This is a genomic window from Pseudomonas sp. GM33, assembly GCF_000282295.1.
GTDB classification, from domain to species: Bacteria; Pseudomonadota; Gammaproteobacteria; order Pseudomonadales; family Pseudomonadaceae; genus Aquipseudomonas; species Aquipseudomonas laurylsulfatiphila.
Genome location: NZ_AKJO01000094.1, coordinates 44,858 through 63,468, shown reverse-complemented (window position 1 = coordinate 63,468; position 18,611 = coordinate 44,858). Strand labels below are relative to the sequence as shown.

Here is an 18,611-nt window from a genome sequence, read left to right as displayed (position 1 = left end):
GACAGGTTGTCCTTTTCAACCAAGTGGCTGTCCTTCTCAGCCAAGCGAATGTCGAGAGGGATGCCTAACTTGAACCCTGTTACCCACATCGATTGATGTCGCTCCAGGTACCCGGCGTGAGGTGTTTGCGAACACCATCGAACGCTCCCGTACGGGCTGAACCGTCGTCGATCACAGACAAAAAGAATAGGAAAATCATGGCCATTGTTCGCCCTACCCTCGACCAACTGCAGGACATCGCTGGCCGGCTGAATATGCAGCTGACCCACGAGCAGGCAGCGGAATACCTGGCACTTATGCAGCCAAGTTTCGATGCATATGACCTGGTCGACGAGTTGCCGGATTTCACCCCGCCGGTGCGCTACGACCGCAGTTCGGGCTACCGCCCGTCAAACTCGCACAACCTGCTCAATGCCTGGTATTACAGGACTGAGGTGAATGGCGCCCGTGAGGGCAAACTTGCTGGCAAGACTGTTGCGCTCAAGGACAACATCTCCCTGGCTGGCGTCCCGATGATGAACGGCGCCGCCCCACTGGAAGGCTTCGTACCGAAATTCGACGCTACCGTGGTGACCCGTTTGCTGGACGACGGGGTCACCATTCTGGGCAAGGCGACCTGTGAACACTACTGCCTCTCCGGTGGCAGCCACACGTCTGATCCGGCGCCCGTACATAACCCGTATCGGCACGGTTTCGCTGCTGGCGGATCCTCCTCGGGCAGCGCTGCGTTAGTAGCAGCCGGCGAGGTAGACCTGGCGGTTGGCGGTGATCAGGGCGGCTCCATCCGCATCCCTTCAGCGTTCTGCGGCACCTATGGCATGAAGCCGACTCACGGTTTGGTGCCTTACACCGGCATCATGGCGATCGAAGCCACCATCGACCATGCCGGCCCCATCACCCGCAACGTGCGTGACAACGCGCTGATGCTCGAAGTCATGGCCGGTGCCGACGGACTCGACCCTCGCCAGACCGCTCCTCAGGTCGACGCCTACTGCGATTATCTGGAGCGAGGCGTGAGCGGGCTGCGGATCGGCATCCTGCAGGAAGGCTTCCAGTTGGCCAATCAGGATCCACGTGTTGCCGACAAGGTGCGCAGCGCCATCGCCCGGCTTGAGGTCTTGGGCGCTCGCGTCGAGGAAGTCTCCGTCCCCGAGCACAACCTGGCGGGTTCGCTGTGGCACCCCATCGGCTGCGAAGGCCTGACCATGCAGATGATGCATGGCAATGGCGCAGGCTTTAACTGGAAAGGTCTCTATGACGTCGGCCTGCTGGATAAACAGGCCGGCTGGCGCGAACAAGCGGACGCATTGTCCGCGTCGCTCAAGCTGTGCATGTTCGTCGGCCAATACGGCCTGGATCGTTACAACGGTCGCTTCTACGCCAAGGCTCAGAACATCGCACGCTTCGCCCGGGCCGGTTACGACAAGGCACTGGAAACCTATGACCTTCTGGTCATGCCGACCGTGCCGATCATTGCCCAGCCTCACCCGGAACCCGATTGTTCGATCACCGAGTACGTGGCCCGTGCGCTGGAAATGATCGGCAACACCGCGCCGCAAGACATTACCGGCCATCCGGCCATGTCGATCCCGTGTGGTCTGGTGGACGGCCTGCCCGTGGGGTTGATGTTCGTTGGCAAGCACTATGCCGAAGGCACGATTTACCAGGCGGCGGCAGCGTTCGAGGCCGCTGTCGACTGGAAGACGTTGTAAGCCCACCTCACCCGACCTCCCGGACATCAATAAAAAACCGGGGGCTGTTCTTCACTTTTTTTGACCGTGTTAAACCGATGAGGAGTTACACCATGAGCGCCACTGTATCCCCAGCATCCACTTCGACGCCCAGCGAACGGGCCTGGGCCTTGTTCAAGGTCATGAAAGACAAAGAACTGATTCCAGAGGGCTATATCGAGCAGCTAACCGAATTGATGGTGCACCAATGGAGTCCGGAAAACGGCGCCCGTGTAGTCGCCAAGGCGTGGGTCGATCCGCAGTTCCGGGAGCTGTTGCTCAAAGACGGCACTGCAGCGTGTGCGCAGTTCGGTTTCACTGGTCCGCAAGGCGAATACATCGTCGCCCTTGAGGATTTGCCCCAGCTGAAAAATGTCATCGTCTGCAGCCTGTGCTCCTGCACCAACTGGCCGGTCCTGGGGTTGCCGCCGGAGTGGTACAAGGGTTTTGAGTTCCGGGCACGCCTGGTTCGTGAAGGACGCACCGTGCTGCGTGAGATGGGCACAGAGTTACCAAGCGATGTGGTCGTCAAAGTCTGGGATACCAGCGCAGAAAGCCGCTACCTGGTCCTGCCCTTAAGGCCCGAAGGCTCCGAGCACATGAGTGAAGAAGAGCTTCAGAAACTGGTGACCAAGGATGTGCTGATCGGGGTTGCCTTGCCCCGCGTACGTTGACCCAAACGACTCTTCATCTTCTAGTTTTCGGAGGTTCTATTATGGATGGCTTTCACGATCTCGGCGGTTTTCAAGGCTTTGGCAAGGTTCCCCACATCATCAATAGCCAGGATTACAAGCAAGTATTCAAACAGGAATGGGAGCACCTGGCTTATAGCCTGATGTTTATCGGCGCCGACCAATTGAAAAAATTCAGCGTCGACGAAATCCGTCACGCCGTCGAACGACTTGATGTCCGCCAGCACGTTGGCACGCAATATTACGAACGCTACGTCATTGCCACGGCCACCTTGCTGGTCGAAACCGGCGTCATTACCCAGGACGAACTCGATCAGGCGCTGGGTTCACCCTTCAAATTGGCCAACCCTTCCCACGACAAGGGCCGCCCCGCCATCACCGGCCGCCCGCCATTTGAAGTGGGCGACCGGGTAGTGGTTCGCGACGAATACGTGGCCGGCCACATACGCATGCCGGCCTATGTACGCGGCAAGGAAGGCATCGTCCGACACCGCACCTCGGAAAAATGGCCGTTCCCGGATGCCATCGGTCACGGCGATTTGAGCGCGGCGCATCAGCCGACCTATCACGTTGAATTCCAGGTAAAGGACCTGTGGGGTGATGCCGCGGACGATGGCTTCGTGGTCGTCGACCTGTTCGAAAGCTACCTGGACAAGGCCGTCGACACGAAAAGGGTGGCCGCATGATTGACGGGGCCCTATCGGGCCGGTTGCCGGTGACGGTCCTTTCGGGCTTCCTCGGCTCCGGCAAGACGACCCTGCTCAACCACATCCTGCGCAACCGCGCAGGCATGCGGGTGGCAGTCATCGTCAACGACATGAGCGAAGTCAACATCGACGCCGCGGACGTGGCACGCAACGTGTCGCTGCACCGCGGCAGCGATGAACTGGTCGAGATGAGCAACGGCTGCATCTGCTGCACGCTACGCGCTGATCTGCTTGAGCAGATCAGCCTGCTGGCGCGTCAGCAGCGCTTCGATTACCTGCTGATCGAATCCACCGGGATCTCCGAACCGATGCCGGTCGCCGAGACTTTCGCCTTCCTAGATTCGCAAGGCTTCAGCTTGAGCGAACTGGCGCGGCTCGACACCTTGGTCACCGTTGTCGATGGCAGCAACTTCCAGGCGCTGCTGACCTCCCGGGACACGGTCGGCGACGAGGACGAAACGGGCACGCCATTACGCCACTTGTCCGATCTGCTGATCGAACAGGTGGAGTACGCCAACGTCATCCTCGTCAGCCGGCTGGACCTGATAGGCGAGAAAGGCTTTCTGGAACTGAGCGCCGTTCTCGCGGGCCTCAATCCGCAGGCCGAAATTCTGCCCATGACCTACGGTGCCGTCGATCTGTCGAAGATCCTCGACACCGGTCGCTTCGATTTGCCGAGTCTGGTGCAGTCACCCGGCTGGATGAAAAGCCTGGAATCGAGTGACGATCGTCCTCCCGAGTCGGACACCTATGGAATTGCTTCGTGGGTGTATCAGGAGCGTGCGCCATTCCATCCGCAACGTCTGCTGGAGTTCCTGCAGCGGCCGTGGCAAAACGGGCGGCTACTGCGTTGCAAAGGCTACTTCTGGGTTGCCAGTCGGCATCTGGACATTGGCATGCTGGTGCAAAGTGGCGGGCAATTTCGTTGGGACTATGTCGGCCACTGGTGGACATTCATTGCGCAATCGCAATGGCCTCAGGATGACTATCGCCGCGCAGGGATAATGGCCAAATGGGACGAGATCACCGGGGATTGCCGACAGGAAATAGTCTTCATCGGCCAGGGTGTCGACCTGGATATTTTGAAGCGGCAATTGGACGCCTGTCTGCTGACCCCGCAAGAGATCATGGAAGGTCCACACACGTGGCCAACCTTGCCAGGCGCAACAACCTTCGACCTCAAGGCATTGTCACCCTGATCGCTCGGTAACCCGTCTATCAATGCACAACGATAGCGAGGCCGCACTAGCCTCGTTATGACCTGTAACCTCAACTTCACGGACTGAGAAGCGCTGCATGTTGTTCTTCAGCACAACGACCCGCCGGACACTGGCGTAGCCCTCGCCCCACCAAGATTTGGTCTTACCGTCATTCACACGATTGCGATTGGTTCGGGCCACTGCGATCTGACCTGCGAGCGATTCGCCACGGGCTTTCCCCAAAAGTGTACTCGCGAGGATATCGCGATCTTTTTCAGTTTCGGCCATATGTTTCTCCGGGCGTAAAAAAGCCCGCACTTGGCGGGCCTGGGGAATACCTCAGCTATTTGTTTACTCAGCACTCATTTTCAGAAAAGAATCGCTCCGGGACGTACTTTTGACGCCTGAAATCGATAGTTGGACATCCATCACCCCCGAGCTACCATCAGGGAATGGATGATACTGACCTGGGCAACGTATGAGCACCGAACCTAAGCACGGATGGAAATGGGCTTACCAAAAACTGCGTGGGATGGACTGTTCACGCGGGACAGCCTTCTACAGAGCAACGCTTTATTCCCTTCGGGGCGATACGGGGTCGTTTTACGTTGATCGCAGCTGGGAGAAGGTTCGCCTTCGACGCTGATTGCATCACTCGTTCTGCGACGTTCTGATCGATACTTTCAACCACGCCACGGCAAAGGGACTGTGCCCCCACAACCCCGCCGCCAGTACGATCAATCGCATCGAGAAGAAACAGCGCAAACGCCATACCGTCGAAGGTCTTAAAGTGATCAGGGAAAAGGCGCCAGCCTGCTACAGACCGCGATTGGTTTTGCGCAGGCACAAAAAAGCCGATCTAACTGATCGGCTTAAGTGTCTGATTTTACTCAGGAATAATGGTCGGGACGGAGTGATTCGAACACTCGACCCCTAGCACCCCATGCTAGTGCGCTACCGGACTGCGCTACGCCCCGACTAGGCGTGTTATCCGTTCCTCACCTCGAGGAACGCTCAAGAATATATCGCAAGCTTTTGAAAACTGGAAGTATTTAAAAGCGAGAATTTATTTCTTGAGTACCACCAGAACATCTTCGAGCTCGGCGATCATCTGGCGGATCATTTGCTTGTATTGGGTGGTGTCGTCTTTGGCTTCATCACCGGACAAACGCAGGCGCGCTCCGCCGATGGTGAACCCCTGATCATAAAGAAGCGCGCGGATCTGCCGGATCATCAGCACGTCCTGGCGCTGATAATACCGGCGGTTTCCGCGGCGTTTGACAGGGTTGAGCTGAGGAAACTCCTGCTCCCAGTAGCGCAGCACGTGTGGTTTTACCGCACACAGCTCGCTGACTTCACCAATGGTGAAGTAGCGTTTGCCCGGGATGACGGGGAGCTCGTCGTTATGACTTGGTTCCAGCATAAGCCTCAACTCGGGCCTTCAACTTCTGCCCTGGACGAAAGGTGACCACACGGCGAGCCGTGATCGGGATTTCTTCCCCCGTTTTCGGATTGCGGCCAGGCCGCTGGCGTTTGTCCCGAAGGTCGAAATTGCCGAAACCGGACAATTTGACTTGTTCGTTGTCTTCGAGAGCGTGCCTGATTTCTTCAAAAAACAGTTCGACCAATTCCTTGGCCTCCCGTTTATTCAGGCCCAGCTCCTCATACAGACGTTCCGCCATCTCAGCTTTCGTCAGAGCCCCCATACGTCACTTCCTTAACGTGGCGTTCAACCTTTGTTCGAGCGAGGTGAGGATGTTTTGCGTTGCGGTATTCACCTCATCGTCATTAAGAGTGCGCGATGGATGCTGCCAGGTCAAGCCGACTGCAAGGCTTTTTCTATCAGGATCAATGCCTTTACCCTGATACACGTCAAATAGCCTGAGGTCTGTCAGCCATTCGCCTGCATTTTCACGGATTACGTCCAGTACAGCCGTGGCTGCAACGTCTTTGTGCGCAATCAGTGCAAGGTCACGACGCACTTCAGGAAAGCGCGATAACTCGTGGAATTTCGGCATTTTGCCCGACGCCACTTCCGCCAGAACCAACTCGAAGACGAAGACCGGACGGTCGAGACCGAGGGTTTTCGACAATTCGGGGTGGATCGCGCCAATGAAGCCGACCAGACGACCATCGCGTTCGATGCGTGCGGTTTGGCCCGGGTGCAATGCCGGGTGCTTGCCTGGCACGAAAGTGAACGAATCCAGGGCACCGGCGAAGCCCAGCACAGCTTCCACGTCAGCCTTGACGTCAAAGAAGTCGACGGTATCGCGACCCTGCGCCCAGCCTTCCGGCAAGCGACTGCCGCAAACCACACCAGCGAGCATCGGCTCTTGCTTCAAACCTTCAAGCTGACCAACAAAACGCAGGCCGCTTTCGAACAGACGCACGCGATCCTGCTGGCGGTTCAGGTTGTGCTGAAGCGCCTTGACCAGACCCGGCCACAAGGACGAACGCATGGCGGCCATGTCATTGGAGATCGGATTGGCGAGCAGCAACGGCTCAACACCCGGATTAAACAGTTCGAACTGTTTCGGATCGATGAAGCTGTAGGTAATTGCTTCCTGATATCCACGGGCAACCAGCAGGCGGCGCAGTTCAGGCAGGTCGCTACGAGCTTCGGCCTTGGCTTGCGGCGCCAGACGCGCTTGCGGATAACGAACCGGCAGACGGTTGTAGCCGTACAGGCGTGCCAGTTCTTCGATCAGGTCGACTTCCAGACTGATATCGAAGCGATGGCTTGGCACTTCTACACGCCACTGCCCTGCCCCGTCGGCAGTAATGGCCAGGCCCAAGGCATTGAGCAGGCGCTCCACTTCAGCCGAATCCATTTCCATACCCAGCATCTGGGTAATGCGCTGGGCACGCAGGGTGACCGGAGCAATTTTCGGCAGGTGCTGTTCGCTGACGGTCTCGATGATCGGACCCGCTTCACCGCCGGTGATTTCCAGCAGCAGGCCAGTCGCGCGCTCCATGGCCTCGCGGGCCAGTTGCCAGTCCACGCCACGCTCATAGCGATGGGATGCATCGGTGTGCAGGCCATAGGAACGGGCCTTGCCTGCTACGGCGATCTGGTCGAAGAAGGCGCTTTCCAGGAACACATCACGGGTGGTCGCGGACACACCGCTGTGCTCGCCACCCATGACGCCGGCGATTGCCAGTGCGCGGGAGTGGTCGGCAATCACCAGCGTATCGCTGCGCAGGCTGACTTCCTGACCGTCGAGCAGCACCAGCTTCTCGCCGTCTTCGGCCATGCGCACACGGATGCCGCCGTTGATTTCGGCGAGATCGAAGGCGTGCAGTGGCTGACCCAGCTCCAGCATCACGTAGTTGGTGATGTCGACGGCAGCATCGATGCTGCGTACGTCGGCACGACGCAGGCGCTCTACCATCCACAGCGGCGTAGGCCTGGACAGGTCGACGTTACGGATCACACGACCCAGATAACGCGGGCACGCGGCGGGCGCCAACACTTCTACCGAACGCACTTCGTCGTGCACGGCAGGCACCGAAGCCACTACCGGACGGCTGACCGGAGCGGCGTACAAAGCACCCACTTCACGGGCCAGGCCGGCCAGGGACAGGCAGTCGCCGCGGTTCGGGGTCAGGTCGACCTCGATGCTGGCGTCTTCCAGGTCCAGGTAAACACGGAAATCCTCACCCACCGGCGCATCGGCCGGCAGCTCCATCAGACCGTCGTTACCTTCACCGACCTGCAGCTCGGATTGCGAGCACAGCATGCCGTTGGATTCAACGCCACGCAGCTTGGCCTTCTTGATCTTGAAGTCACCTGGCAACTCGGCGCCGATCATGGCGAAAGGAATCTTCAGGCCCGGGCGCACGTTGGGCGCACCGCAAACCACCTGGAAGGTTTCCGAACCGTTGCTGACCTGGCATACGCGCAGCTTGTCGGCGTCCGGGTGCTGTTCGGTGCTCAGCACCTCGCCAACCACCACGCCACTGAAAACACCGGCGGCCGGCGTAACGCTATCGACCTCAAGACCGGCCATCGACAGACGAGCAACCAGCTCGTCGCGACTTACCTGCGGGCTAACCCAGCCACGCAGCCATTGTTCACTGAATTTCATCCTGCTCTCCTAAGAATTCGTTACGACTAGCGAAATTGCGCGAGGAACCGCAAGTCGTTGTCGAAGAACAGACGCAAGTCGTTCACGCCGTAACGCAGCATGGCCAGACGCTCAACGCCCATGCCGAAGGCAAAGCCCGAGAACTCTTCCGGGTCGATCCCGGACATGCGCAGCACGTTCGGGTGAACCATGCCGCAGCCCATCACTTCCAGCCAGCCGGTCTGCTTGCAGACGCGGCAGCCTTTACCGCTGCACATCACGCATTCCATGTCGACTTCAGCGGATGGCTCGGTGAACGGGAAGTACGAAGGACGGAAACGCACCGCCAGTTCCTTTTCGAAGAACACCCGCAGGAACTCTTCGATGGTGCCTTTGAGGTCGGCGAAATTGATGTCGCGATCGATCAACAGGCCTTCGACCTGGTGGAACATCGGCGAGTGGGTGATATCGGAGTCGCTGCGGTAGACGCGGCCCGGGCAGACGATGCGGATCGGCGGCTGCTTGGACTCCATGGTGCGGACCTGTACCGGCGAGGTATGGGTGCGCAACAGCATGTTCGCATTGAAATAGAAGGTGTCATGCATCGACCGGGCCGGGTGATGGCCTGGGATGTTGAGCGCTTCGAAGTTGTGATAGTCGTCTTCGACCTCAGGGCCTTCGGCGATGCCGTAGCCGATACGGGTGAAGAACTGTTCGACGCGTTCCAGAGTGCGGGTAACCGGATGCAGACCACCGGAGGTCTGACCGCGGCCGGGCAGGGTCACGTCAATGGACTCGGCGGAGAGTTTGGCAGCCAGATCGGCTTCTTCAAACAATGCCTTGCGCGCATTAAGGACCTCTGTGACACGCTCCTTGGCAACGTTGATCAGCGCACCGACCTGCGGACGCTCTTCTGCCGGCAAATTCCCCAGGGTCTTCATCACCTGAGTCAATTCACCCTTCTTGCCAAGGTAGTGAACCCGGATTTGCTCCAGGGCATTGATATCTTCAGCGCTTTGCACAGCCTCTAGTGCTTGAGAGACGAGCGCATCCAGGTTTTCCATGTACAGACTCCAGATACAAAATAGGGGAAGAGCTTGAAGGCTCTTCCCCTATTTATGACGTTTAACACCTGACCCCACAGATGCGAGGCCGGGTGACTGTCGGGGGTACTTAAGCCAAGGTGGCTTTAGCTTTCTCGACAATCGCAGCAAACGCCGCTTTTTCGTTCACTGCCAGATCAGCCAGAACCTTACGGTCGATCTCGATGGACGCTTTTTTCAGGCCGGCGATGAAACGGCTGTAGGACAGACCGTTGATACGAGCACCAGCGTTGATACGAGCGATCCACAGAGCGCGGAACTGACGTTTTTTCTGACGACGGTCACGGTAGGCGTATTGGCCTGCCTTGATTACCGCTTGCTTGGCAACACGGAATACGCGGGAGCGTGCGCCGTAGTAGCCTTTAGCAAGTTTCAGAATTTTTTTGTGACGCTTACGGGCAATGACGCCACGCTTTACACGAGCCATGAGTTACTTCCTCTATTCTTGACTAAAATTAACGAAGGCGCAGCATGCGCTCGACTTTTGCCACGTCAGACGGATGCAGCAAGCTGCTACCGCGCAGTTGACGCTTACGCTTGGTCGACATTTTGGTCAGGATGTGGCTCTTGAAAGCGTGCTTGTGCTTGATACCGTTAGCAGTTTTCAGAAACCGCTTAGCAGCACCACTTTTGGTCTTCATTTTTGGCATGTTCGGATACTCCGCATTCAGTTGATAAACATAATCAGAAGGCCTGCCGTGCCCTGTTGATTACTTCTTCTTTTTCGGGGCGATGACCATGATCAGCTGGCGTCCTTCCATCTTAGGATGCTGTTCGACCGAACCGTACTCGAGCAAGTCACCTTCAACTCGCTTGAGGAGTTCCATCCCCAGCTCCTGGTGGGCCATCTCACGGCCGCGGAATCGCAAGGATACCTTGGCCCTGTCCCCGTCACTCAGGAAACGTACCAGGTTGCGCAGTTTTACCTGGTAATCCCCTTCCTCCGTCCCTGGACGAAACTTGATTTCTTTAACCTGAATCTGCTTCTGGTTTTTCTTGGCCGCAGCAATCTGCTTCTTCTTTTCGAAGATCGATTTGCCGTAGTCCATCAGTTTGCAAACAGGTGGTACTGCATCGGCGGAAATCTCCACCAGATCCAGCTTGGCCTCTTCAGCCTTAAGAAGCGCGTCTTCGATTGACACAATCCCGAGCTGTTCACCTTCAGCCCCAATTAACCGAACCTCGCGTGCCGAGATATTCTCGTTGATCGGGGCTTTCGGTGCAGTTCGTTTATCTTGTCTCATTTCACGCTTAATAATAATTACTCCGAATCTTGGCGACCACGCCGGGAAACCGCTTGGGCGAGGAACTCAGCGAACTGGGCGACGGGCATCGAGCCCAGGTCAGCACCTTCACGAGTACGCACAGCGACAGTCTGCATCTCGACTTCCCGATCTCCGATAACCAAGAGATAAGGAACCTTGAGCAAAGTATGCTCGCGGATTTTAAAGCCGATCTTTTCATTTCTCAAGTCAGACTTGGCACGAAACCCGCTTTCGTTGAGAGTTTTTTCCACTTCGGCGGCAAAATCAGCCTGTTTATCAGTGATATTCATCACCACTGCCTGGGTCGGAGCCAGCCACGCAGGGAACGCGCCCTCGTAATGCTCGATCAGGATTCCGACGAACCGCTCGAAGGACCCCAGGATCGCCCGGTGCAACATCACCGGATGCTTGCGGCTGTTGTCTTCGGAGACGTATTCGGCTCCCAGACGCACAGGCAGGTTAAAATCGAGCTGCAGGGTACCACATTGCCAGACGCGACCGAGGCAATCTTTCAGCGAGAACTCGATCTTCGGACCGTAGAACGCACCCTCGCCCGGCTGCAGATCGTACGGCAGGCCCGCGCTGTCAAGGGCTGCGGCCAGTGCAGCTTCGGCGCGATCCCAAAGCTCGTCGGAACCGACGCGTTTTTCCGGACGAGTGGACAGCTTCATCTCGACATCTTTAAAGCCGAAATCGGCGTAGACGTCCATGGTCAGCTTGATGAACGCGGCGGACTCGGCCTGCATCTGCTCTTCGGTGCAGAAGATGTGGGCGTCGTCCTGGGTGAATGCGCGCACACGCATGATGCCGTGCAAGGCACCCGATGGCTCGTTACGGTGGCATGCACCGAACTCGGCCAGGCGCATCGGCAGCTCGCGGTAGCTCTTCAGGCCCTGGTTGAACACCTGCACGTGGCAAGGGCAGTTCATTGGCTTGATCGCGTAGTCGCGGTTTTCCGACTGGGTGGTGAACATGTTGTCGGCGTAGTTGGCCCAGTGCCCGGATTTCTCCCACAGGCTGCGGTCAACCACTTGCGGCGTCTTGATTTCGAGATAGCCGTTGTCGCGCTGAACCTTGCGCATGTACTGCTCGAGCACCTGGTACAGAGTCCAGCCGTTCGGGTGCCAGAACACCATGCCCGGCGACTCTTCCTGGGTGTGGAACAGGCCCAGGCGCTTGCCGATCTTGCGGTGGTCGCGTTTTTCGGCTTCTTCGATGCGCTGGATGTAAGCCGCCAGTTGCTTCTTGTCCGCCCATGCGGTGCCGTAGACGCGCTGCAATTGCTCGTTTTTGGCATCGCCACGCCAGTAGGCGCCGGACAGCTTGGTCAGCTTGAAGGATTTCAGGAAGCGGGTGTTCGGCACGTGCGGACCGCGGCACATGTCGACGTATTCTTCGTGGTAATACAGGCCCATGGCCTGTTCGTTCGGCATGTCCTCGACCAGGCGCAACTTGTAGTCTTCGCCACGAGCCTTGAACACTTCGATCACTTCGGCGCGCGGAGTGACTTTCTTGATCACGTCGTAATCTTTCTCGATCAGCTGCTGCATGCGCTGTTCGATGGCCGCCAGGTCGTCCGGAGTGAAAGGACGCTCGAAGGCGATGTCGTAATAGAAGCCTTCGTCGATGACCGGCCCGATGACCATTTTGGCGGTCGGGTACAACTGCTTGACCGCGTGGCCAACCAGGTGGGCGCAAGAGTGGCGAATGATCTCCAGCCCCTCTTCATCCTTTGGCGTGATGATTTGCAGCGACGCGTCGCTGTCGATGATGTCACTGGCGTCGACCAGCTTGCCATCGACCTTGCCGGCAACGGTGGCCTTGGCCAGGCCTGCACCGATGGAGGCGGCGACCTCGGCTACGGAAACCGGGTGATCGAATGAACGTTGACTGCCGTCGGGAAGAGTAATAGTTGGCATGGCGCCTCCTCTCCTAGTGGTGACCCCTACCAAAGGTCACGTGGGTTGGGATGAGCCAGTACAAGATCCGGTCCAGGCCATTCAATGACGAACGCCTGCCTTACAGCGGCAGGAGCCTTGCGGCCAACCGGAAAACCGAACCAGAGTGACTGGGATTCAAATCAGGGTTAATCGCGCATCTGCCGCCACCGGGACTGAAGGTCCATCGGAGCCTGCAAACGCCCGAGCGGGGCATGCTAGCACAGATGAACGGTTATCGGCCTGCACGCAATCAGACGGTGAAAATTTCCTCACTTTCTTGGCGCAAAGTGAACTTGAGATATACGAGATGCCTCAAACTGACTGAGAATCGCCACAGATATCGACCCCAAGGAGTTCCTGTCATGCGCCTTATCCGTCTTTTTGCCTTTGCCGCCCCGCTTGCCCTGTTGCTGCCACTGAGCGCACACGCTGCCTGGCCAAATGGTGTGAAAGCCCAGTACATGAGCGATTGCACAAAAGCTGCCAGCCAAACTGTCAACCCGGCCGAAGCGAAGAAGCACTGCTCGTGCGGCGCCGACGTTCTCGAGAAGAAATTCACCACCCAGGAGATCGCGCAGTTGATGGACAAGAACAATCCAGCCGGCCCTGAATTGAGCCAACGCGCACTGAAAGAAATCTCGGTGTGCCGAGTCCAGAAATAGCGTTGCACAGGACGTTTTTTGAGTGATCCGGGGGCCAAAAACAGCCAAATATCGGCTGATTCACATAATTTACGCAGCTTTTACGGGTTTTTTTACTCCCCTGTTTTGCCGCGCAAACCCCCTGAAACCGGGGCTCACAGCCATTCCTGGTGGTGAAAGACGTGCAATATGAAAGCAAACAGCGCGTCTGGGGGGGTCCCAAACCGAACATTTCGACTATGATACTCGGGTGTGCCCAGTTGGCCTGAGCAGCACAGTACTACTGAAAATATATGTTTCTTGGAGATACACCATGTCTAATCGCCAAACCGGCACCGTTAAATGGTTCAACGATGAAAAAGGCTTCGGCTTCATCACTCCTCAAGGTGGCGGTGACGACCTGTTCGTACACTTCAAAGCTATCGAAAGCGACGGTTTCAAAAGCCTGAAAGAAGGCCAGACTGTTTCCTTCGTGGCTGAGAAAGGCCAAAAGGGTATGCAAGCTGCTCAAGTTCGCCCAGAGTAATTTCCAGGCGCACTAAAAAAACCCCGTCCATGTGACGGGGTTTTTTATGGGTGAAACAAAAGCCTGGGGATCAGCCGCAGTTGACCCGGGTGACCACCCTGGCGGCATCGGTGTTCAGGTTCAGGCGATCGGAACGGTACTCCAGCGTCACCATATCGGTCGGCAGCAGGAACCGCGCGCTTTGCGCCCCTGCGCGGGTACGTGCCTGCTCAAGCAGCTGCGGCGATGCCTGTTTGCCAATGGTGAACTCGGCAGCCTTCGCTTCACAACGGCTGTGACCCGTGTCAGTCGTCGCCACATCCGTGTTTGCCGACTCCGTAGAGGCAGTGCTGCAACCGGCCAGCGTGGCAACGGCCAGCAAAGTACCCAATGACGCGAGCTTCCAAGGCATGAAGCCTCCTTATTCAATGATTAAGCTGAGATCGTGCGACAACCAGACTGGCGTTTGGTTTCACAGGCAGCGCCAGCACCCTGCCCGCAATCCGCACGAGCCGCGATTCTGCCTGAGCGCCGCTCTGCCCTTAATCACTGAATCGTGACTGAATATGAACAACGCTCAATAGACGTCGATGTAGTCGTAAGGCGGATTGGGCCAGTTCTCTTTCAAGGCATTGAAGATTTGCATGACCCAGACTTCATCGCTGGCCGCGACTCGTCCGACATAACCGGAGCCCTTGGCCCAGGTTTCGAGCCGGAACAACAACCCGTCGATATCGGTACCGCCCACGACACCCGAGGAGATGTACGCAATACCTCCCTTGGTGACCCGCAACTGGGTGTGCTCATCGTCACTGGCGCCGGCCAGCAACTGACGCACCGCCTCGAGGGTCAGGCCATCCGGGGAGTTCAAATCGATCTGCACAGCGCGCTCCTTGAAAATTCGACAGAGACCAAGTGTCGCACAGCCCTCTTTTCATGCCTAAGTCGACGTGTCAAAAGCCTCGCAAAATGGTTAACTCGGCACTCAGACTTCCCCCCCCGACTTCACGAGTGCCATCATGACCACCGTAAGCATCGACGCCGACATCAAGGCCAAGTGGCAGGACGGCCACAGCTCCTACAGTCCAAGCAGCACGGAAGAGCTTGCCATTATCGGTATCGACCTGCTGGTCAGGGACCTGGGAACCGAAGCCGCCCAATCGTTCATCGAGCAGATTTTCGAGAAGCATCTGTCGGACCAGCAGTCCGAAACGGTCAGCGGACGGGAGTGAACCCCGAAGGCAGGCACCTGCGGGAGATGATACTTACTTCAGACGGGCCAGACGCTCGGTCAGCAGATCGAAGAAACCCTGGGCATCGCCGCTCTCAACCCAGAACGCATTCTTCGGCGCTTTCAATCCATCATACCAGTCAACGATGGTTTGCCCGAAAGTCGGTCCCTCGCGGCTGTCGACCACCACGTTGACCGAGCGGCCGCTGAACAATTGCGGCTTGAGCAGGTAAGCGACCACCGTGGCGTCATGCACCGGGCCACCCGAAATGCCGTAGTGCTCCATTTCGCCTTTGATGTATTCATTGAGAATGTCGCCCACCAAACGGCCGGCATTGTTGTTCAGCGCAGCAATCTGTTGCAGACGCGCTTCGCTGGTCAGGATCTTGTGGGTCACATCCAGCGGCAGGTAAGTCAGCTTCACGCCACTCTTGAGCACCACTTCGGCGGCTTGCGGATCGGCGAACAGGTTGAATTCTGCCACCGGCGTGATGTTGCCGCCGTTGAAGTGCGCACCGCCCATGACCACCACTTCCTTGATGCCCTGGACGATACCCGGCGCCTGGATCAGCGCCAGGGCCAGGTTGGTCTGCGGGCCAAGCATGGCGATGGTAATGCTGTGGGGCTCGGCGGATTTCAGGGTGTCGATGAGATAAGCGATGGCACTGCCCTTGGCCAGGCCTTGCTTGGGTTCATGCACGGCAATGCCGGACAACCCTTCCTTGCCATGAATGTCCTCGGCATAGATGGGGGTGCGCATCAGGGGCTTCGGCGCGCCCGCATAGACCGGCACCTCTTCGCGCCCCGCCCACTCCCGGGCCAGTCGCGCATTGCGCGAGGTCTTGTCGAGGCGAACGTTGCCCGCAACGGTGGTCAGTGCCCGGACATTCAGCTCGTCCGGCGACGCCAGGGCGAACAACAGGGCAACGACATCGTCAGCCCCCGGATCGGTGTCGATGATCAAGTCGATTTTTTGTGCCGCCTGGGCGTTCGTTGCGGTAATCAGGGACAAAAGCAGCAGACTCCGGAGCAGTGGATGCAGTTTCCGAGCGTAGCGATACGTGGCGCGCTCCTTGCGCCAGGGAAATCAAAGCACAGACAGCCAGTCAGAATGTTACGCCAGCGACCAGCACAATATTGCAGTACGGTTGGCACTCGCCGGTACGAACAATCGCCCTCGCTTGCCGGCTCAGGACCTTGAATTGTTCATGACTGAGCACCTCACGCCGCCCCAGTGCGCCTTCGCCGTTCAGTTCATCCAGTGCGATCAGTGCCAACGGTTTCTTATCGAAAATCTCCTGAGCCAGCACATGGCTTTCGACCTGCATCTCACTGAGCACCACCTTCAGGGTGCTGACAAAATCCGGAATGCCCCGGGTCAAGGCCAGGTCGATCAATTCAACGCCAGGTGGAACCGGAAGACCGGCGTCACCGATGACGACCATGTCGCCATGCCCCAATGAGGCGATCAGCCGTGACAAAGCGATGTTAAGCAAGGGAGTCTTTTTCATGGGGTTTTAAACGCCTGTACATCGCTCAAGGCGGGAATCGACGGTTGCGCGCCGGCACGGGTGACCGACAGCGCCGCAGCCACCTGCCCGAAGCGGATTGCCTGCACCTCATCCTGACCCGCAGCCAACGCCGCAGCGAAACCACCGACGAACGTATCGCCCGCCGCCGTGGTGTCGACAGCCTTCACGACCGGCGCGGGGAAATGCTCGAAGCGCTGACCATCGGCAAACAGCGAACCTTGCGCGCCGAGGGTGATGATCACCTTGCCGGCGCCCAGGGCAATCAGCCGGGTCGCCGCGGCTTGCGCACTCTCCAGGGAGTCCACAGTCACTCCGCTCAAGGCCGACGCTTCGCTCTCGTTGGGAATCAGATAATCGATAGACCGGTACCAGTGCGATGGCAACGGACGGCTGGCCGGCGCCGGGTTGAGGATGACCGTCTTGCCCAGCTCACGACCCCGCTTGAGCGCATGGCCAACGGAGGCATCGGGCACTTCCAGCTGACAGATGAGCACGTCCGCCGCCTGTATCACCGAATCAAAACGGTCAATGGCTTCAGCGGTCAATGCACCGTTGGCACCGGGAACGATCACGATGGTGTTCTGACTGCTGTCGTCGACCACGATCAACGCCACGCCGCTGGAACCGTCAATGGTGCTCACCGCCTGGCAATCGATCTGCTCGGCCAACAGCGCCCCGCGCAGTGCGTCGCCATAGGCGTCATTGCCCACGCAGCCGATCATCGACACTTGGGCCCCGAGCCGCGCCGCCGCCACGGCCTGATTGGCGCCCTTGCCACCGGAGACGGTGGCAAACGACTGACCAATCAGCGTTTCACCGCCCTTGGGCAAACGCGGCGCGCGGGTCACCAGGTCCATATTCAAACTGCCTATTACCACTACTTTTGCTGGCATACATTGCTACTCATCGATTCTGTTTCGGCGGCGCTGTCGGTTCAGCGGCTTTCTGTTTTCAACGGCTCTCAACGGCTCTCTGTTTCAACGGCACTGGGCAAACACGCCGGCCAGCGGCGCCGTCGATTCACGGATGACAATACTCGGCGTCACGATCCGCTGATCGGTCGCCAGGCCCGGTGTGGCGATTCGCCGTAACAGCACTTCGGCAGCCATCTCACCGAGTTGCAGGATCGATTGCCCCACCGTGGTCAACGACGGGTAGACATACCGACTCATCTGGATATCGTCGAAACCGATCACCGACAACTCGCTCGGTACGCGAATATTGCGCTCGGCGGCGGCCCGCAGCACACCGATGCCAATCATGTCGTTGGCGGCAAAAATGGCGGTAGGCGGATGGCTTTCCAGCAACATCGCGGCAGCGCTGTAACCGCCGGTGCTGGTGAAATCGCTAGCCAGCATGCGCTCGGGAGAGACTTCGACACCCGCCTCTTCCAAGGCCCTGCGATACCCCGCCAGACGCATCTGCGCCACACTGGTGTTTTCCGGCCCGCTGATCGTGGCGATATCGAGGTGGCCCAACTCCAACAGGTGCCGGGTCGCGAGGTACGCGCCGTATTCATGGTCGATGCGCACCAGGTCGGCATCGACACCGTCCAGTCCGCGGTCGACGATCACCATGGGCGTGCGCACGCCCTTCAGACCCTGTACCAGGCCACTGTCGCCGCCGGCCGAGGCGACGATCAGGCCGTCGATGCGTTTTTCCAGCAGCACACGCAGGTAGCTGCGCTGCTTGTCCGGATTGTCGTCGGAGTTGCACAGGATCACGCAGTAACCGTTTCGCTCGCAGTAATCCTCGATCCCCCTGGCCAGCTCGGCGAAGTACGGGTTGAGGCTGTTGGGAACCAACAGGCCGATGGTCGCCGTGGTCTTGGCCTTGAGTGAACGGGCCACGGCGCTGGGGACGTAGTCGAGGGTCTTGATCGCGGCCTCGACCTTGATCCGGACTTCTTCACTGACCGGGCGTGTCTTGTTCACCACATGGGAAACCGTGGTGTAGGAAATGCCGGCAAGGGCTGCCACATCTTTGATAGTCGCCATGA

General features: G+C 58.2%; 21 protein-coding genes, 1 tRNA gene and 2 pseudogenes. 8 read left to right on the top strand and 16 right to left on the bottom strand.

Going from position 1 to position 18,611, the window contains the following annotated elements; genetic code table 11:
- The first annotated feature begins 197 nt into the window (after positions 1-197).
- From PMI26_RS11645 to PMI26_RS11660, 4 genes are all read left to right on the top strand, one after another.
- Positions 198-1,712, top strand: a complete 1,515-nt coding sequence (locus tag PMI26_RS11645; protein WP_007975719.1) for an amidase — start codon at positions 198-200, stop codon at positions 1,710-1,712.
- Positions 1,713-1,804: 92 nt separating this feature from the next.
- Positions 1,805-2,404, top strand: a complete 600-nt coding sequence (gene nthA, locus PMI26_RS11650) for a nitrile hydratase subunit alpha (RefSeq protein ID WP_007975717.1) — start codon at positions 1,805-1,807, stop codon at positions 2,402-2,404.
- 41 nt (positions 2,405-2,445) lie between these two features.
- A complete protein-coding gene (gene nthB, locus PMI26_RS11655) occupies positions 2,446-3,108 on the top strand; it encodes a nitrile hydratase subunit beta (RefSeq protein ID WP_007975715.1) in 663 nt (220 codons plus the stop codon).
- A complete protein-coding gene (locus PMI26_RS11660; RefSeq protein WP_007975714.1) occupies positions 3,105-4,328 on the top strand; it encodes a GTP-binding protein in 1,224 nt (407 codons plus the stop codon). The genes nthB and PMI26_RS11660 overlap by 4 nt, the downstream gene beginning before the upstream one ends.
- 126 nt (positions 4,329-4,454) lie before the next feature.
- Here PMI26_RS11660 and PMI26_RS0129695 read toward each other — a convergent pair.
- Positions 4,455-4,616: pseudogene (locus PMI26_RS0129695) on the bottom strand (cell wall hydrolase); the annotation flags it as partial.
- A gap of 379 nt (positions 4,617-4,995) precedes the next feature.
- Between PMI26_RS0129695 and PMI26_RS31900 the strand changes: the two are divergent.
- Positions 4,996-5,143: pseudogene (locus tag PMI26_RS31900) on the top strand (integrase); the annotation flags it as partial.
- Positions 5,144-5,228: 85 nt separating this feature from the next.
- On the opposite strand, the gene PMI26_RS11665 reads toward PMI26_RS31900, so the two are convergent.
- From PMI26_RS11665 to thrS, 9 genes are all read right to left on the bottom strand, one after another.
- A tRNA-Pro gene (locus PMI26_RS11665) sits at positions 5,229-5,305 on the bottom strand.
- An 89-nt stretch (positions 5,306-5,394) separates the two neighbouring features.
- Positions 5,395-5,751, bottom strand: a complete 357-nt coding sequence (locus tag PMI26_RS11670) for a MerR family transcriptional regulator (RefSeq protein ID WP_003179985.1) — start codon at positions 5,749-5,751, stop codon at positions 5,395-5,397.
- Positions 5,732-6,034, bottom strand: coding sequence for an integration host factor subunit alpha (ihfA, locus tag PMI26_RS11675; protein ID WP_002553164.1), 303 nt, complete (start codon positions 6,032-6,034; stop codon positions 5,732-5,734). The genes PMI26_RS11670 and ihfA overlap by 20 nt, the downstream gene beginning before the upstream one ends.
- A 3-nt stretch (positions 6,035-6,037) precedes the next feature.
- Positions 6,038-8,416, bottom strand: coding sequence for a phenylalanine--tRNA ligase subunit beta (gene pheT, locus PMI26_RS11680; RefSeq protein WP_007975712.1), 2,379 nt, complete (start codon positions 8,414-8,416; stop codon positions 6,038-6,040).
- Between the two features lie 26 nt (positions 8,417-8,442).
- Positions 8,443-9,459, bottom strand: coding sequence for a phenylalanine--tRNA ligase subunit alpha (gene pheS / locus PMI26_RS11685; protein WP_007975711.1), 1,017 nt, complete (start codon positions 9,457-9,459; stop codon positions 8,443-8,445).
- A gap of 109 nt (positions 9,460-9,568) precedes the next feature.
- The gene (rplT, locus tag PMI26_RS11690) at positions 9,569-9,925 is read right to left on the bottom strand and encodes a 50S ribosomal protein L20 (RefSeq protein ID WP_007905879.1); all 357 of its coding nucleotides are present in this window, start codon (positions 9,923-9,925) and stop codon (positions 9,569-9,571) included.
- Between the two features lie 28 nt (positions 9,926-9,953).
- The gene (rpmI, locus tag PMI26_RS0129690; protein ID WP_002553160.1) at positions 9,954-10,148 is read right to left on the bottom strand and encodes a 50S ribosomal protein L35; all 195 of its coding nucleotides are present in this window, start codon (positions 10,146-10,148) and stop codon (positions 9,954-9,956) included.
- 60 nt (positions 10,149-10,208) lie between these two features.
- Positions 10,209-10,760, bottom strand: a complete 552-nt coding sequence (gene infC, locus PMI26_RS0129685) for a translation initiation factor IF-3 (protein WP_172435703.1) — start codon at positions 10,758-10,760, stop codon at positions 10,209-10,211.
- Positions 10,760-12,682, bottom strand: coding sequence for a threonine--tRNA ligase (thrS, locus tag PMI26_RS11695; RefSeq protein ID WP_007975710.1), 1,923 nt, complete (start codon positions 12,680-12,682; stop codon positions 10,760-10,762). The genes infC and thrS overlap by 1 nt, the downstream gene beginning before the upstream one ends.
- A 383-nt stretch (positions 12,683-13,065) precedes the next feature.
- Between thrS and PMI26_RS11700 the strand changes: the two genes are divergently transcribed.
- Together PMI26_RS11700 and PMI26_RS11705 are read left to right on the top strand one after the other, a co-directional pair.
- Positions 13,066-13,365, top strand: a complete 300-nt coding sequence (locus PMI26_RS11700; protein WP_007975709.1) for a hypothetical protein — start codon at positions 13,066-13,068, stop codon at positions 13,363-13,365.
- Positions 13,366-13,657: 292 nt separating this feature from the next.
- Positions 13,658-13,870 (top strand): cold-shock protein, encoded by a 213-nt coding sequence (locus tag PMI26_RS11705; RefSeq protein ID WP_003179963.1) that lies wholly within the window; start codon positions 13,658-13,660, stop codon positions 13,868-13,870.
- A gap of 70 nt (positions 13,871-13,940) precedes the next feature.
- Here PMI26_RS11705 and PMI26_RS11710 read toward each other — a convergent pair whose 3' ends face one another.
- Entirely contained in the window at positions 13,941-14,261 is a 321-nt protein-coding gene (locus tag PMI26_RS11710) for an I78 family peptidase inhibitor (RefSeq protein WP_007975707.1), read from the bottom strand.
- A 165-nt stretch (positions 14,262-14,426) separates the two neighbouring features.
- On the bottom strand, positions 14,427-14,732 hold the full coding sequence (locus PMI26_RS11715; RefSeq protein ID WP_007975706.1) for a hypothetical protein: 306 nt from the start codon (positions 14,730-14,732) through the stop codon (positions 14,427-14,429).
- A 136-nt stretch (positions 14,733-14,868) separates the two neighbouring features.
- On the opposite strand from PMI26_RS11715, the gene PMI26_RS11720 reads away from it, so the two are divergent.
- Complete coding sequence (locus PMI26_RS11720; RefSeq protein WP_007975705.1) at positions 14,869-15,081, top strand: hypothetical protein; 213 nt, start codon at positions 14,869-14,871, stop codon at positions 15,079-15,081.
- Between the two features lie 33 nt (positions 15,082-15,114).
- Here the strand turns inward: PMI26_RS11720 and PMI26_RS11725 are convergent, their stop codons facing one another.
- The 4 genes from PMI26_RS11725 to PMI26_RS11740 all read right to left on the bottom strand — a co-directional run bounded on the left by PMI26_RS11725 (position 15,115) and on the right by PMI26_RS11740 (position 18,609).
- Positions 15,115-16,092 carry a nucleoside hydrolase gene (locus tag PMI26_RS11725; RefSeq protein ID WP_007975704.1) on the bottom strand — a complete coding sequence of 326 codons (978 nt, stop codon included), beginning with the start codon at positions 16,090-16,092 and terminating at the stop codon, positions 15,115-15,117.
- A 94-nt stretch (positions 16,093-16,186) separates the two neighbouring features.
- Positions 16,187-16,591: a D-ribose pyranase gene (gene rbsD / locus PMI26_RS11730; RefSeq protein WP_007975703.1), complete on the bottom strand. Its 405-nt coding sequence runs from the start codon at positions 16,589-16,591 to the stop codon at positions 16,187-16,189.
- Positions 16,588-17,505 (bottom strand): ribokinase, encoded by a 918-nt coding sequence (gene rbsK / locus PMI26_RS11735; protein WP_033047988.1) that lies wholly within the window; start codon positions 17,503-17,505, stop codon positions 16,588-16,590. The genes rbsD and rbsK overlap by 4 nt, the downstream gene beginning before the upstream one ends.
- A gap of 84 nt (positions 17,506-17,589) precedes the next feature.
- Positions 17,590-18,609: a LacI family DNA-binding transcriptional regulator gene (locus tag PMI26_RS11740; RefSeq protein ID WP_007975701.1), complete on the bottom strand. Its 1,020-nt coding sequence runs from the start codon at positions 18,607-18,609 to the stop codon at positions 17,590-17,592.
- Positions 18,610-18,611: the final 2 nt, after the last annotated feature.